The following is a 14,934-nucleotide window of genomic DNA, read 5'->3' on the forward strand; positions in this document are numbered from 1 at the left end:
AGGAATTTGATTGGCCATCTTATCGACTGTTTTCAGCGTAAGATGGCTGCATGGAATGACCATATCTTGGTAGACAGTTTCTGCCCGTACGGTGAGGCATTTTCAGAAGGAATTATTGTGGCGATTAAAATGTGGATGATCCGCGGCGATGGCGGAAAATTGTACGATGACTTTAGGGACAAACAGGTTGTTGCAATCGGCTGGTCGCAGCTCGCTCCCTATGTGAAACCGGGATGCTCAAGAGAGCAATTGTTTACTCGGTATCAGGAGCTTGAGCCACAGACTAAGCCTGGCACAGTTCGCTCCGGTGCCTCTCAGGTCTGGCGCTTTGTGAATGAGATGCAGAAAGGTGACTGGGCTATCACTTATTCACCTTCTAATCGGACCTATTTAATAGGAAAAATCGCCTCAGATTTTGAGTTTCATGCCGAGTGGCTTGAAGATGGCATGGGCATCGCTCGTAAAGTGAAGTGGAACGCAGAAGAAATTAAGCGCGATAGCCTGAGCGATGCAACAAGAAACACCCTTGGCTCAACGCTGACTGTTTTTCAGGTGCCTGATTTTGCCGTGAATGAATTAGTGCAGGGCAAAAAGCCTGTCTCAGATGTCGTGCCGGAAGTACCTGTTCCAGGTGAGGAGGATGAGATCGTTTCTAATCCTCTGCGCGACATGGAATTGATCGCTTTTGAAGGCATCAAGGATCGTATCAACCGTCTCGACTGGGATGAGATACAGAATCTGGTCGCAGGCGTGTTACGCAGCATGGGATATAAAACCCAGGTATCGCCTGCTGGTGCTGACCGTGGGAAAGATATCATTGCTTCCCCTGACGGTTTTGGCTTCGAAAATCCGCGTATTATTGTTGAAGTGAAGCACCGGCGGGAACAGATGAGCAGCCAGCAAATCCGTAGCTTTATCGGTGGCCGTCATAAAGATGATCGCGGGCTGTATGTCAGCACCGGTGGATTCAGCAAAGATGCGCGCTATGAAGCTGATCGTTCTACAATCCCGTTGACACTATGGACGCTTGACGATCTGGTTCGTGCGTTAGTGGAAAACTATGAGCAAGTGGATATAGAGACTAAGCTATTGGTTCCGCTAAAGAAAACATATTTGCCTGCATGAATTTGCAACGCCTGTTTTGTATAGACAGGCGTTGCTGTATCCACCATCAGACACTTGCAGGGGAAAAAAGGTAGGTTCAGATCTGAAAAGGTAGATTTTACCAGAATATTACCAATCAATTTTATTGAGTTCATGATGTAGTACCTCTGAAATAAGAACACTCAGCATAAATGTGGCAAGTCTTATGCTGAGTGAATCACATCAAATCACATCACCAACAACATCTGTGTCACTTAAAAAATCATTTTTTTGTGCAAAAATAAACTGTTTTAAAAATTGTTCAATGCGTATATTCAACTTAAATAAAGGTATGCTTACGCCATCTTGTTTTTCAAAATAGATTTTTGCTTTTGTCTTATCTACCGATTCTTTTAATGCGTCGAAGCGACCAAAATCGTTTAGATTTTTCGCATTAACGCTATCAACCATTAATGCTAGGAGCAACTCTTTATCTAAACCAAGAGCATTAACAACACCGTTTATTTGCGCATTTTCAGCGTTATCTTTGTAGATGTTGATGTAGTCTCTGAAAGTATGGCCTTCAACGAGCTGAGCATCGCCTCGCTGCAAGTCGTGCAAGAAGAGTTTGGCGTATTTCTGCTCAATTTGGGTGAGCGTTGCAAACGACTTGTGCAGTTCATTTAATGTGGATTCAATGCTTGCAGGGTCCTGGTGTTTGTTCAGCTCTTTTAAATATTTATCGAATCGGCTATTCATATAGTCGGCATCGATTTTACCGGTATCTATTTCAGTTAAATAACCACTGATATCAAAAGGCACATCGCCACCACCTGCACCATCGTGCTCACCTTTGGCTGTTAATTCTTTATAGCGCAGGACCAGACTTAGATAAGTTTGTTCGTCTATAGCCAGTGTTACTTCATGTTCCGCATTATTTTCAGTAAAGGAATAGACCGACTGTTCCCAATGGAAGCCTTGTACTTTAGCCGCTTCCAGGTGCTGGCTAAAGGTATTAAACAACTTGGTAAATTGGGCACAGGCTTCTATATCGTCTGGCAGTTTTTCAAAATTCTCCACACCAGCGATAACAAACAGCTCGGTAATGTCAGCTACTAATTCATTTATAGCTTTAAGATTGCTTTCTAACTTATCAACAAACAAGCCGATAGGTTTATCGCCGGAATAGAGTTTTACCGCAGCATTAATGTGCTGCTCCATTGTATGTGGGTAGCGGTAATAACGGATGATGCCGTGGGGTTTGTCGGGACCAAACAAGCGATTGGTGCGTGAGAACGCTTGAATTATATTTTGGTATTTTATTACCTTGTCTAAATACAAAGTATTAAGCCATTTAGAATCAAAACCAGTGAGCATTTGATCCACTACAATCAATAAATCTAATTGCTTTGAAGGCTCGGTATGAATGCGTTCGTAAGGTTTTTTATGAGCAAGGCGTGCCGCTAAATCCTTTTTAAAAGCCGCGTGGCGGGAAAAATCAAAATCGTGACCATAGCGCTTATTGTAGTCACTCATAATTTCATCCAGCCCATCGCCTTTAAAGGTTGGGCCTCGGTCACCACTACCGTCGTTATCAATATTTGGGTCAAACAAGGCTGAGATTTTTAGCTCAGGTTTGGCCGCTTTTAAACGCCGATAATAGTCAATCGCTTCAGCGATGCTATTTGTGGCTAAAATCGCGTGAAATTTATTATTTTGGCTGAGTACATCCCATTTATCTAAGATATCACTGACCACTTTCTCCTGGTGGGCATTAGTTAAATATTGGCTTTTAGGTATATAGTCTTCAATGCCTTTGTGATATTTGCCAGTGCCATCTTTGTAGCCTGCCATAGGCACATCTTTCATAAAGTGATTAAACTTTTTCTTTTTGGTTGGATCAGCCATCGCATCAGCAACCGATTCAGCCCTAGCTTGTTCTAATGCAACTTCTTTCCTTAGATCGCTATCTCTAAAAGTAGGTACTTTGTAAGGATCAAATCCCAAAACGTTACCATCACGTATACCATCTGCTATGCTATAGCGATGCAACTCGTTACCAAATACATCAGCGGTAGTATTGCTATTGATTTTATTTTCATCATGAATTGGCGTGCCGGTAAAACCAAAAAAGAGTGCCTTAGGGAATGTTTTTTTAATGCTTACCAGCATGCCTAGTTTATTTTCTTTGCCTCCACTCATCGTTGAGCGATGTGCTTCATCAATAATAAATACCAAGCGCTTAGCACGGATGTTTTCTATATCAGCTGAATTTGTTGCTGTTCCCTCATCATCAGCTTCTTCAAAAATATTACTCATTTTTTGAATGGAGCTAACAATTAACGTATCGGAAGTTGCACTGCTTTTTAATTTGGTAATGAGTACATGAGTATTCTCTGTAGCTTGAACGGTTTCACCATCGCTAGCAAAATTGCGATATTCCGTCAGAGATTGGGTACCCAGCTCAATCCTGTCCATTAAAAAAATCACTTTATCAGCATCTTTCGATTGGGCAATTAACTGTGCCGATTTAAAACTGGTCATGGTTTTTCCCGAACCGGTAGTATGCCACACATAACCCCCGAGACGATCAGGGTTATTAGCGCTACCCAGCTGTTGCCAGTTTGTTTTGGCTACTTTGTCTGATATCGCATTAGCGGCGTAATACTGATAGCTGCGCATTACCTTTAGCACGCCGTCGGTATCGTCGGCGACGGTATAAAAGCCAATCAACTGATGCGCCATAGGGATAGAAAGCAAGGTAGAGGCGATGTCTTTCCAGTGGTTCATGGGTTCGTTATTAAAATCGGCCCAGTTAAACTGATAGTCGGGGTTAAACTTGCCGTCTAGTCCGGGGTTGGCAAAGTATTTGGTCTCGTTTGGCTCCATAGCTACAAACACCTGGATGAGCGAAAACAGGCCGTTAAATAAGCCTTCTGTACTGTACTTTTCAATTTGGTTTACGGCCTGACTAACCGGAATACCGCTGCGCTTTAGCTCTACATGGATCACCGGCATACCGTTAATCAGTAGCAACACGTCACCTCGTCTGTCGTTACGCAAAGGGCTGCCGCGTTCGAATTTAGGCTGCTGTACAATTTGGTAACGGCTTTGACCTGCGGCGATTTCCTGGCGATCGTATATTTTTAAGCTGACTTCTTTGCCCATATGCAAGGTATCGGCTGGGTTATCGCGCTTAATGGCCACGGTTTTACCATTAATTAAACCGTTCAGCTTGAGCGGGGTTTTAAGCTCTTTGATTTGCTCAATAATTTGCTGCATTTCAGACGCGGTAAGCGGAACATCGTTTAAACGATCCCGCTGGCGATTATTTTCAAACAAAATGGACGCCCAATTTTGCAGTAAATCGTCTTCGGTTTTGTTTTTGAGTATCTCTGGTTCCCAACCTTTGTTGGTGAGTACCTCAATAAAGGCCTGCTCAAATTGCGCTTCGGTTGTAAAGGTGGTCATGATGGCGCTCCCTGTTAGACAAACATTTTGCTTAAGCAAGCCTGCTTGATGTTGTTGAGCTTGGTGATTTGTTGTTGATGCTGATTGATCAATGCGTCGAGCTTTTGGAAATAATTTCCGATGGCGGTTTGCTCTTCAATTGAGTTGGGAATCGTTATTTTTATTGCACTCATAACGTTGTTCATTAGCTTAGGATTTCCGACATGTGAAACGTGCTTCCAAGCTTCTTTGTTTAATATTTCCGCGATAGCTTTATTGGCATAACCTCTATCTGATAAGAGAACACCGTTTACATTCGTACTGTAAAATTTATCGTCCCTAAAATTAACAGTCCCAGCATTTGCACCGTCTGTTGTCCATGTGATCGCGTTTTCGAATAAGTATTTGTCATAAAACCCCATCAACCCATTGTTTTTTGTTTGTGATGAATATACTGGATATCGTTTATCAGAAGTTGGTATAGAGCTTGTTTTATTTAGCGGCAATACATTTCCGCGAGTGACTGTAAACAGTTCGCAAATAGTTTTCTCCTTCCACTCTCCACTAAATCCTATAAAGCGTATTTCTGGAATGGTTTCGCCTTGTTTAGGAAACATTTTTTCCAGCATTGCTTTTTTAATGTTGCTGAGTTTGTCATGCTTTTGTTGGTGTTGATTGATTAGCGCGTCAAGCTTTTGGAAGTAGTTGCCTATGGTGGTTTGTTCCTCTGAACAGGGCATAAGAATTTTCATGCGCCCAAGTTGCTTGCCTGAAATTTCTAAAAAAGTGGAGCCCGATGCATGTTTAAGTGCGAACTCTTTGATTTGTTTACCCGCTGAATAGAGGAAGTAAGGATAAAATCCTTCTTTAACAACAAATGATTGAAAACCTTGATTAGTGGCGCCAGGTTTAGCAAGAATCGCCATATCACCTATGCCTGCTCTACTAGTAAAAAGAACAGTATTACCAGCAGGAAGTATCTTTGCAGAAGAACTTTTCAGACCTAGATCTGTAATCTTCTTCTTACTACCTTCCGCATATACATTGCTTCCAATTTCAGTTGGTGAATACCAATCAATATCACCATCCCAAAACTCAGAAATTGATGTACTAGGTGTACCGCCTCCTATAATTTCAGCGACATCAGTACCTAGTCCCTTTTCCTCCCAAGCCTTACTAAAGCCCTTAAACCGAATCTCAGGAACTTTGTTATCCATACTCATCTTATTCTCCCTTCAATAAGTTGGTAAGCTCAACTAAGCCCTGCATATCAAACTCATTACCTGTGAGTTGACCCATTATTTCCGCCAGTTCTTGCTCGGTGGTTTTTATCTCATGGGCCACTTGTGAATAGGTGACGGCGTATTTATCAGCAAGGGCTTGCACCTGGCTGGTGAGCTGGCTAATCACTGCGTTTGGCATAGCTACGAGTTCGGTGCTCAATGGCGCAATCCATTTAAGGTGCAGCAGGTTGTTCACCTGTTCATCGGTTAAGGCTTCGATGGTTGTTTTGGTTTTTAGGTGCAGGGCAGTAGCGGCATCTTTGAACGTTTTCTTCAGGGCTTTTTCTTCATCGATGAGTTTATTCGCGCGAATGATTTTGGCTTCATAGGTTTCTTCTGCGAATTTAACTTTGCTGTCTTTTTGTTCTTTCAGGAAGGCTTTGGCGGCCTTGCTTAATTCGGCATTGGCAAAGCCGTCTTTGTTGTCTTTTACCGTATCTTGTTCTTTTTCTTCTTCGGTCAGGGATTCTAAAATTTCTTCCAGCGTGCTGGCGATTTCTGTCAGGCGGGTTTCTTTAGCCGCCAGAGCCTGTAAGTCATCATTTAAGTAAGTTTGTTGTACTAGATCAAAGGGCAATATGTGGCCTTTCCAGCCGTCTTGTACTTCAGTGTCCTGGCCGTTTTTTTTCTTTATAACAATGTTAGGATCAACTTGTTTAGTGGCAGCAAAGCCTTCAGTTTGCATCATTTCTAAATCAGCGCTGATGAGTTGCCATTGGTTGTTCAGACATTGATAAGCCTGGTATTTGTCGATTAAGGCTATGGGCGCTAAACGAGCAAATAACTCGGCACTTAATACCGCCTCTTGCTGGTTACGCTTTACGCTTTGCCAGTTTTGTATTAATTGGGCGTTTAGCTGGTCATCAAAGCCATTAAAAGCCTGGTTGTAGGCGCTGATAAATTCTAACACTTGCGAGTGCCCGCTAATGCGGTCGTTGACGTCCTGTTTATCAATGGCAAGCTCACTGTAAGCAGCTGATTTTGGCGTAAACAAAGTACTGCGCAATTGAGGGAAGGCCTGCCAAAAGTTGTCTAACTCGGCAATTTCCCTATTGGGAATACCGCCGAGCATGGTGGCGTGTAAATCCCAGCTTTCTGCCGTCGCAGAGGAATCCACATAGCGCGGTATGTTGAGGTTGTAACCATTGTCGCGTAGGGTTTGTTTGCTCACCAGTTTCGAGAACTTGTCGATACTTTCGCGGTTAATCACCGCATCAGTAATGCGCTTGATATCACTGGCTTGCAGTTTGTTGTTTTTGCCTTCTTTCATAAAGTGTTTGGAGGCATCGACCACCAATACATCGGTGTTTTGGCGTTTTTGCTTGAGTACCAAAATCACTGTGGGAATGCCGGTGCCAAAAAAGATATTGGCCGGTAAACCAATAATGGCATCAATATGATTTTGTTCAATGAGTTGCTTGCGAATTTCACCTTCTTCACCACCACGGAACAAGACACCATGAGGTAGCACGATAGCCATAATGCCATCGGGCTTTAGGTGATAGAGGTCGTGCAGTAAAAAAGCAAAATCCGCTTTGGTTTTAGGTGCCAGGCCAAAACGTGAATAGCGCGGATCGCTCTCTTTAAAGCTGGGGTCCCAGTTTTGTGAGTAAGGAGGGTTGGACACCACGGCATCAACATGTAAGGCGTAGTATGAGCCTTGAGGATCGCTGTCATCAAAATACGGCCAATCCTCTTCCAGGGTGTCGCCATTACGGGTTTTAATGTTGCTAGCTTTAATACCGCGCATGATGAGGTTCATACGGGTTAGGTTGTAGGTGTTAGCTTTTAACTCTTGAGCGTAATAGGTGATGCAATCTTTATTTTTCGCGTATTTCTCGAATGCCTCACCGATATTGATCAGCAACGAACCTGAGCCAGAAGTAGGGTCGTAAATTTTGATAGTATCTTTGTGCTTTAACTCATGGGCGATGATGTTCGACATAAGTACCGAAACTTCATGAGGCGTATAAAACTCACCTGCTTTTTTACCAGCATTGGCGGCAAATTTTTCAATCAGGTATTCGTAAATGTAACCCAGTACGTCATACCCTAGATTGCCATTCATGGGAATGCTTTTGATCAGGTGTAGTAAGTCGCTGATGGCTTTGGTACGTTTGCCCGAACTTTCACCCAGTTTGCTTAAACCTGTTTCTAAGGTGGTAAAGATGCCGTCAAACAGTTTTTTGTAAGTTGGCGAAATCAAACGGCTAAAGGCCGAAAGTGCATCACGTACGTTAGATTCGTTAAATTCGGATGTTGGATCAATCCATGTAGAAAACAGATTATCGTAGGCAATAAAGTAGCCCAGATTGCTTTGCACGTATTCAACGGTGTCAGCGTCTTCTTCATTGAGAGCTTTGATGTCTTCGGGTGTCATCCCCTGTCTGGTGACAAACTGCACCAACTGGTCGCTTAGATACTTGTAGAAAATAAAGCCGAGTATGTAGTCTTTGTATTCGTTGGCTTCAATTTTAGACCGCATCTGGTTGGCAGATTCCCAGATTTTTGCAGCAAGCTGTTGTTTATTCACTATAAATCCTGTTAAAAGCAATTCTAATTCGAAAAGGGCTGTTTTAGGGTTTTGATTGTACTTTTGATAAGAGCTGCTTGCTAGCGGCAAGGCATTACGAACCTGTGTCAGTGAGCAGTCCGAAGTCTCGATATCGGTGCTTACCCTTACCTGGGGCGACCTTTGGATCTGCCTTTCTTACGACGTATCCTGTAACTACGTGGCCCCACAGGAAAGTGACTATACTCACTACGCATTCAGCATCGCGCCAGAGGATTTTGAGCTGTTCTCGTATAAGCTGAAACAGACCGAAGTGACGGTCTGGAAAGACAACAAAAGCGAAGGGCAATCTTTCTATTTTCTTGATCCGGATGGACATAAGCTGGAGCTGCATGTGGGTAATTTAGCATCTCGACTGGCACAGTGCCGGGAGAAGCCTTACTCTGGAATGCGTTTCTGTCCTGGATAATAATCACGCAACTTTGTGATCTTCCACGTAGTATTCAATTTTATGTCCCATTCTGGGGGTAAATCCCCAAACTAAAACCTCACAATCCATTAATTTTCAATAGATTGAACGAAAAGGCGAGTCCGGCCTTCGCAATCCACTTTGATTGTTATAAGGAATTTTTAACAAGCACTATATTCAACATTAGTGACAGGGCTATCACTTAACGAATCCTTATGATGCCCAGTATGCTTAGCTAATGTCGTCCGGCGCTTCAGCTTGCGGGGCCGATAAAACCCACGCAACCCATTGCTCAAAACACCGGCACCCCCAGCCCCACCTTCACCTCCCTCAACGTCGCCTGCGTCACCCCCTGCGCCCGTTCCGTCCCGCGCTTTAGCATCGCCATCAGTTCCCCCTTATCCTGCATGTACATCGCCCGACGCTCCCGCATCGGTGCAATCAGTTCCTGCAAACACGCTTCCAGCTCGTTCTTACACGCCCGGTCGCCCAGCCCTCCCGCCTGATAGTGCGCCTTCATCGCCGCGACTTTCTCCTTGTCCGGATGAAACGCGTCGAGCCAGGTAAACACCACGTTCCCCTCAATCTGCCCAGGGTCGCTCACCTTCAGGTGGTTCGGGTCGGTGTACATGGCGCTGACCGCACGGTGAATGGTCTCTTCACTGGCTGAAAGGTGCAGCGTGTTGCCGAGCGATTTCGACATCTTGGCGCTGCCGTCGATGCCGGGCAGGCGGCTGGTGTCGCTCAGCATCGCCTTACAGTGGCGCAGCACCGGGGCGGGCAGCAGGCTGTTCATCTTGTGCACAATCTCGTTGGTCTGCTCAATCATCGGAAGCTGGTCGTCGCCGACGGGCACGCACTCGGCCTTAAACGCGGTGATGTCCGCCGCCTGGCTGATAGGATAGGCCATAAACCCGACCGGCAGCGAGCGGGCAAAGCCTTTCTGCGCAATCTCGTTTTTCACCGTCGGGTTACGCTCCACGCGGGCGACGGTGACGATGTTCATATACAGCATCGTCAGTTCGGCGAGGGCGGGCAGGGCGGACTGCAGGCAGATGGTGGTCAGGTTCGGGTCGATGCCCGCGGCGAGGTAGTCGGCCAGCACTTCGGGGATGTTGTCGCGAATTTTTTGCGGGTTGCTACCGTTGTCGGTCAGCCCCTGAAGGTCAGCAATCAGCACAAACTGCTTATGCGTTTGCTGGAGCGCCACGCGCTGGCGCAGCGAACCGACGAAATGGCCGAGGTGCAGCGGACCGGTTGGGCGATCGCCGGTGAGGATGGTTTGCGCGTTCATAAAGACTCCTTAATGTGCAATTGCCGAAAGGGGTCTTAAAAATGTAAAAGCCGCCTTTCGGCGGCTATCTGAAAATGGGGAAAACTACTCCGCGCCGCCTTTAAGAAGGCAGCCACCAGCGGTTTACGGTGAGTACGGCGGAGTGTGTGTTCATTAAATTAACCTATCACGCCTGAGCGCAGGGGTAAAGCGACTCAGGTCTGGTTGCTTGAGGCGCGCACCTTCAGCCTGCCCGCCAGCGTCACGTGCGTGGCGGCATCTTCCTGATTGCACAGATACTCCACCGCCAGTCGTCCCAGCTCACTATAAGGGAGCTGAATACTGGTTAGAGACGGAGTGAGCTGCTCGGAGATCTTCTGGTCATCGTAGCCCGCCAGCAGCATGTCCTGCGGGATACGAACGCCGTTCACCGCCAGCGCCTGATAGCAGCCAATCGCCAGCCAGTCGCTGGCGCAGAAGATGGCATCCGGTCGTTCGTCCAGCGCCAATAGCGCCGTGGTGGCGGTAAAGGACTCGCTAAACTGCCAGTTGGTCTGGCGTACCAGACTCTCATCACAGGCTAAATCGGCCTGTTGCAGCGCGGCCTGGTAGCCTGCCAGCCGCTGGCGGGAGGCCTCCATCCAGCTTTCACCAGTGATATGGGCGATGCGCGTCGCGCCGCAGGCGATGAGATGTTTCGTTACCTGAAAGGCGTTGGCGTAGTCGTCCGGAATAAACGACGGCAGCAGCGGCGAGCCGGGGTCGCGCTGGTTCAGTAATACCAGCGGAATGCGGGTGCAGTCCTGGAATTCAGTCATATCGACCAGCGTGGTGACGGGGGAGGCGAGGATAATCCCCACGCAGTTGCGTTTCTCCAGCTGGCGGATAATATTCAGCGCCAGCTCAATATCATCGCCGTAGTCGTATACAGTGAGCAGGGATTCGTTGCGCCATGCGGCTTCCCGCGCCTGGCTGATGGCGTCGATAAACGGATCGTAGCTCTGTAACGAGCTGACCAGCAGGGCGATCTCTTCCTGGTTGCGCGGGGCGTGAATGGCGGGAAGGCGGTCGTAGCCGAGTTCAGTGGCGATGCTGATGACCCGCTGGCGCGTGTCGTCGCTGAGCTTGATGTTGCGGGACTGGTTGAGCACCAGCGATACCGTCGCCTGCGATACCCCCGCCGCCCGCGCAATATCGTTCATCGTGACTTTGGTCTTTCGCTTCATCCGTCTTCTCCCTCTTGCGAAAGCGCATCATACCCTAACTGGTCGCCGACGCGCCGCCGATCACGTTTCTTATTCGCCAGAGCATAAACTTTGTGAGGGCCGTCGCTTTTCTTAGCAACGCAATTTGCTCATTTATAATGCAACTAATATTTATTAGCTAAACATTATCAGTGAGAGAAGATGCAATGAAAGAGCAATGGAGCAAAGCGCAGGCGCAGGCGTGGTATCAACAAAAAGGCTGGCTGTGCGGGTTTAACTATCTGCCGTCGACGGCGGTGAACTGGACGGATATCTGGCAGAAAGAGACCTTCGATGCCGAAACGATTGACCGGGAGCTGGGTTGGGCGGCGGAGGCGGGCTATAACACCCTGCGCATTAACCTGCCGTTTATCGTCTGGGAGCACGACCGTGACGGCCTGATGGCGCGCATTAATCAATTTTTGGCGATCGCGGATAACCACGGGTTCAGCACCATGCTGACCCTGATGGACGACTGCGGATTCTCAGGCGATGAACCGTATCTGGGGCCACAAAAGCCACCGGTGCCGGGCAAACACAACAGCCAGGCGGCAGCGAGCCCAGGTCGCGATAAAGTGTGCGATCGTAACTTCTGGCCAGAAATTGAGCGCTACATTCGCGACGTTGTCCGCCAGTTCCGCGACGATAAGCGCGTGCTGCTGTGGGATCTCTACAACGAGCCAGGCAACCGCGGCATTTTTGCGAGCGGCACGGAAGAGGTGCTGTATGACGAAAAGCTGGAGACCTGCGCGCACGAACTGATGAAGCTGGCGTTCCGCTGGGTACGCGAAGAAGATCCGGTTCAGCCGCTCACCGTCTGTGCGTGGCGTCTGCCTGCGGAAGAGGAAGGTGAGACGTTTTATCAGCATCCGCTGGACCAGACCGCTCTGGAACTGTCGGACGTGGTGAGCTATCACGCCTACACCAACACCGGACGCATGACGGCGATTATCCAGCAGTTGCAGGCGCTGGGCCGCCCGATCTTCTGCACCGAATGGCTGGCGCGTCATGTGGGCGGTACCATCGAAGAGCAGCTTCCGCTGATGTATATGGCGAAGGTCGCGCCGTATCAGTGGGGGCTGGTGCGCGGAAAAACCCAGACCTGGCTGCCGTGGCCGGTAGTGATGAAAGGGTCCACGGACTACTGCCGCCTGTGGTTCCACGACGTATTCGAGGAGAACGGTATTCCGTTCTCGCGTAGCGAAATCGCGCTTATGCAGAAGCTGCGTAAGATCGCCCCGAAAGCACAGGGCTAATCATAACGACCCGGCGGGCTACCGTCGGGCAACCAGGCAGGCATATAACAATGGCAATGACAATGAAAATACCGTCTCGCGAGTTGTGGTCTTATTTTGGTTATGGGTTAGGTCAGTGTTTTAGCTTTGGTTTAGTGGGCTCGTTTATTAACTATTTTTACACCGATGTACTGGGGATCTCGGCGCTGGCAGCGAGCACCATCTTCCTGATTGCCCGCGCGTGGGACGCGGTGCACGATCCGCTGTTTGCCAGCATCATGGACACCATTAACAGCCGGTTCGGCAAGTTTCGCCACTTTTTGCTGATCGCGCCGCTGTTGATTACTGGCGTCACGCTGCTGGCGTTTTACAAAATCGAAGCGGACATGACCACCAAAATCCTCTACGCCGGGGTGACGTACATCCTGTGGGGGACGCTGTACGCCATCTCCGATATCCCGTTCTGGTCGATGTCGTCGGTGATGACCAACGACTCCGGCCAGCGCACCCGCGCGGTGACGGCGGCGATGCTGGGCGTCAACGCCGGGATCGCCTGCGCCAACATCTTCTTCCCGAAGCTGGCGGCGTTTTTCACTCAGTACAGCAACGATAAAGGCTACTTTATGGCGGCACTGGTGATGATGCTGGTGGGCCTGCCGCTGATGCTTAATGGCTTTATGCAGATCAAAGAACGCGTCCCGCCGAGCCCGGAAAAGGTGACGATACGTGACACTTTCCACAACCTGCGTCAGAACAAGCCGCTGTTTATCGTCCTGCTGTCGTTCTTTTTCTGCGTGTTCCATAACGTCGCCAATGGCCTGTATATCTACTTCTTTATCAACAATATGGGCGACGGCAGCCTGCAGATGGCGATTGGTGTGATGGGGATTGTGGCGGCGGTGGTGTGCCTTATCGCCCCGATGCTGACGCGCAAGATGCAGAAACGAAAGCTGTTTATGATCCTTTGCGGGCTGGATATCGCGGTACGCGTGGTGATGTGGTTCGCGGGTTATCAGCACACGGCGCTGCTGTTTATTCTGCTTGGCCTCAGTACCCTGTTTGTGATGATGACCAACATTCTCACCTCGTCGATGATTGCCGACACCATCGAATACGCGGAGTACCACACCCACAAGCGCTGCGCGGCGATCACTTTCTCCGGCCAGACCTTTACCGGCAAGATGTCGGTGGCAGTAGGTGGCGGGTTAATCGGCGTGTTCCTGACGATGATTGGCTACGTGCCGCAGGCGCAAACCCAGAGCGACAGCGTGCTCGCGGGGCTGTTCTTCGGCATTTGCCTGCTGCCGGCGATTGGCTCGCTGATTCGGCTTGGGTTTATGTCGCGCTTTACCTTTACCGAGGAGAAGCATGCGGAGATTTGTCGGCTCCTGGCTGAGCGGAATGCGTCAGGTGGCGGCTACGCCTTACCCGGCCTACAGGACCCCGTGAATCCACAAATCGCACGAGACATGTAGGCCTGATAAGCGAAGCGCCATCAGGCTTCGCTTTTAATCGTCTGCACCGACAAGCTCAATCCGTTTGCCGTCCGGGTCCAGAGCGCGACATGAGCAATATTCATAAACTCCCTCCTTGTTTGTGTCTGAGGACTTTCACGGGTAAAACAGGCTACACTCTGGTTTTGAGCGCGACATGCTGAGGACATAACAATGCACTACACACTGAAAGAAAGCGACAAGGATAAAACGGAAGGGTCAACCGGCGCGGGCGCGTTGCAGCAAAAACTGCTGGAGTCTCGTTCGATTGTGATCTCCGGTGAGATCAACCAGGAACTGGCGCAGAAAGTGATTACCCAGATGATCCTGCTGCAAAGCGTCAGCAACGATCCGATCAAGCTGTACATCAACAGCCAGGGCGGCCACGTGGAAGCGGGCGATACCATTCACGATTTCATCAAGTTCATTCGCCCGGACGTACACGTGATTGGCACCGGCTGGGTGGCGAGCGCGGGCATCACCATCTTCCTGGCAGCGAAAAAAGAGCACCGCTACTCTCTGCCGAACACCCGCTTTATGATCCACCAGCCGCTGGGCGGCGTGCGCGGTCAGGCAACGGATATCGAAATCGAAGCGCGTGAGATCATTCGTATGCTGGATCGCGTGAACAAGCTGATCGCCGACGCGACCGGTCAGCCGCTGGAGAAAGTTAAAAAAGACACCGACCGCAACTTCTGGATGTCACCTGCAGAAGCGCTGGACTACGGCATTGTGGGTAAGCTGATTACCCATTATGACGAGCTGAAGCTGGATTAAGTTTACCCGTCGTGTTTGTGTCGGGTGGCGGCTTCGCCTTACCCGACCTACACGCCACACGCGGTCGATTGACCCACGACAAGTTCCCTCTCAGCCTTCTTGCCTATAATCGCGC

9 protein-coding genes and 1 pseudogene are annotated in these 14,934 nt (G+C 48.8%); 5 read left to right on the forward strand and 5 right to left on the reverse strand.

What is annotated here, in order from left to right:
• Positions 1-135: 135 nt before the first annotated feature.
• Positions 136-1,125: a restriction endonuclease gene (locus EoCCA6_RS14885; RefSeq protein ID WP_152084462.1), complete on the forward strand. Its 990-nt coding sequence runs from the start codon at positions 136-138 to the stop codon at positions 1,123-1,125.
• 201 nt (positions 1,126-1,326) lie between these two features.
• On the opposite strand, the gene EoCCA6_RS14890 is transcribed toward EoCCA6_RS14885, so the two are convergent.
• From EoCCA6_RS14890 to EoCCA6_RS14900, 3 genes are read right to left on the reverse strand one after another with little or no spacing between them, the layout of a single operon-like run.
• Positions 1,327-4,554 (reverse strand): type I restriction endonuclease subunit R, encoded by a 3,228-nt coding sequence (locus EoCCA6_RS14890; RefSeq protein ID WP_152083298.1) that lies wholly within the window; start codon positions 4,552-4,554, stop codon positions 1,327-1,329.
• 14 nt (positions 4,555-4,568) lie between these two features.
• Positions 4,569-5,756 (reverse strand): restriction endonuclease subunit S, encoded by a 1,188-nt coding sequence (locus tag EoCCA6_RS14895; protein ID WP_198440041.1) that lies wholly within the window; start codon positions 5,754-5,756, stop codon positions 4,569-4,571.
• A 1-nt stretch (position 5,757) separates the two neighbouring features.
• On the reverse strand, positions 5,758-8,349 hold the full coding sequence (locus EoCCA6_RS14900) for a type I restriction-modification system subunit M (RefSeq protein ID WP_152083299.1): 2,592 nt from the start codon (positions 8,347-8,349) through the stop codon (positions 5,758-5,760).
• Between the two features lie 145 nt (positions 8,350-8,494).
• Here EoCCA6_RS14900 and EoCCA6_RS14905 point away from each other — a divergent pair.
• Positions 8,495-8,797, forward strand: a pseudogene (locus EoCCA6_RS14905) (VOC family protein); the annotation flags it as partial.
• Positions 8,798-9,089: 292 nt separating this feature from the next.
• Here EoCCA6_RS14905 and trpS read toward each other — a convergent pair.
• Positions 9,090-10,091, reverse strand: a complete 1,002-nt coding sequence (gene trpS, locus EoCCA6_RS14910; RefSeq protein WP_152083300.1) for a tryptophan--tRNA ligase — start codon at positions 10,089-10,091, stop codon at positions 9,090-9,092.
• A 194-nt stretch (positions 10,092-10,285) separates the two neighbouring features.
• Positions 10,286-11,296, reverse strand: a complete 1,011-nt coding sequence (locus EoCCA6_RS14915) for a LacI family DNA-binding transcriptional regulator (protein ID WP_152083301.1) — start codon at positions 11,294-11,296, stop codon at positions 10,286-10,288.
• Between the two features lie 185 nt (positions 11,297-11,481).
• Between EoCCA6_RS14915 and EoCCA6_RS14920 the strand changes: the two genes are divergently transcribed.
• The 3 genes from EoCCA6_RS14920 (at position 11,482) to EoCCA6_RS14930 (ending at position 14,819) form a co-directional block, all read left to right on the forward strand.
• On the forward strand, positions 11,482-12,570 hold the full coding sequence (locus EoCCA6_RS14920; protein WP_152083302.1) for a cellulase family glycosylhydrolase: 1,089 nt from the start codon (positions 11,482-11,484) through the stop codon (positions 12,568-12,570).
• A 50-nt stretch (positions 12,571-12,620) separates the two neighbouring features.
• Positions 12,621-14,024, forward strand: coding sequence for an MFS transporter (locus EoCCA6_RS14925; protein ID WP_152083303.1), 1,404 nt, complete (start codon positions 12,621-12,623; stop codon positions 14,022-14,024).
• A 192-nt stretch (positions 14,025-14,216) separates the two neighbouring features.
• Positions 14,217-14,819 carry an ATP-dependent Clp protease proteolytic subunit gene (locus EoCCA6_RS14930; RefSeq protein ID WP_152083304.1) on the forward strand — a complete coding sequence of 201 codons (603 nt, stop codon included), beginning with the start codon at positions 14,217-14,219 and terminating at the stop codon, positions 14,817-14,819.
• Positions 14,820-14,934: the final 115 nt, after the last annotated feature.

It is taken from the genome of Enterobacter oligotrophicus, from assembly GCF_009176645.1.
Taxonomy (GTDB): domain Bacteria; phylum Pseudomonadota; class Gammaproteobacteria; order Enterobacterales; family Enterobacteriaceae; genus Enterobacter; species Enterobacter oligotrophicus.

Bases quoted from the DNA above. Each gene is read 5' to 3' on its own strand.
- EoCCA6_RS14885 (WP_152084462.1), top strand. From the start codon at position 136: ATGATCCGCGGCGATGGCGGAAAATTGTACGATGACTTTAGGGACAAA.
- EoCCA6_RS14890 (WP_152083298.1), bottom strand. From the start codon at position 4,554: ATGACCACCTTTACAACCGAAGCGCAATTTGAGCAGGCCTTTATTGAG.
- EoCCA6_RS14895 (WP_198440041.1), bottom strand. From the start codon at position 5,756: ATGAGTATGGATAACAAAGTTCCTGAGATTCGGTTTAAGGGCTTTAGT.
- trpS (WP_152083300.1), bottom strand. From the start codon at position 10,091: ATGAACGCGCAAACCATCCTCACCGGCGATCGCCCAACCGGTCCGCTG.
- EoCCA6_RS14915 (WP_152083301.1), bottom strand. From the start codon at position 11,296: ATGAAGCGAAAGACCAAAGTCACGATGAACGATATTGCGCGGGCGGCG.
- EoCCA6_RS14920 (WP_152083302.1), top strand. From the start codon at position 11,482: ATGAAAGAGCAATGGAGCAAAGCGCAGGCGCAGGCGTGGTATCAACAA.
- EoCCA6_RS14925 (WP_152083303.1), top strand. From the start codon at position 12,621: ATGGCAATGACAATGAAAATACCGTCTCGCGAGTTGTGGTCTTATTTT.
- EoCCA6_RS14930 (WP_152083304.1), top strand. From the start codon at position 14,217: ATGCACTACACACTGAAAGAAAGCGACAAGGATAAAACGGAAGGGTCA.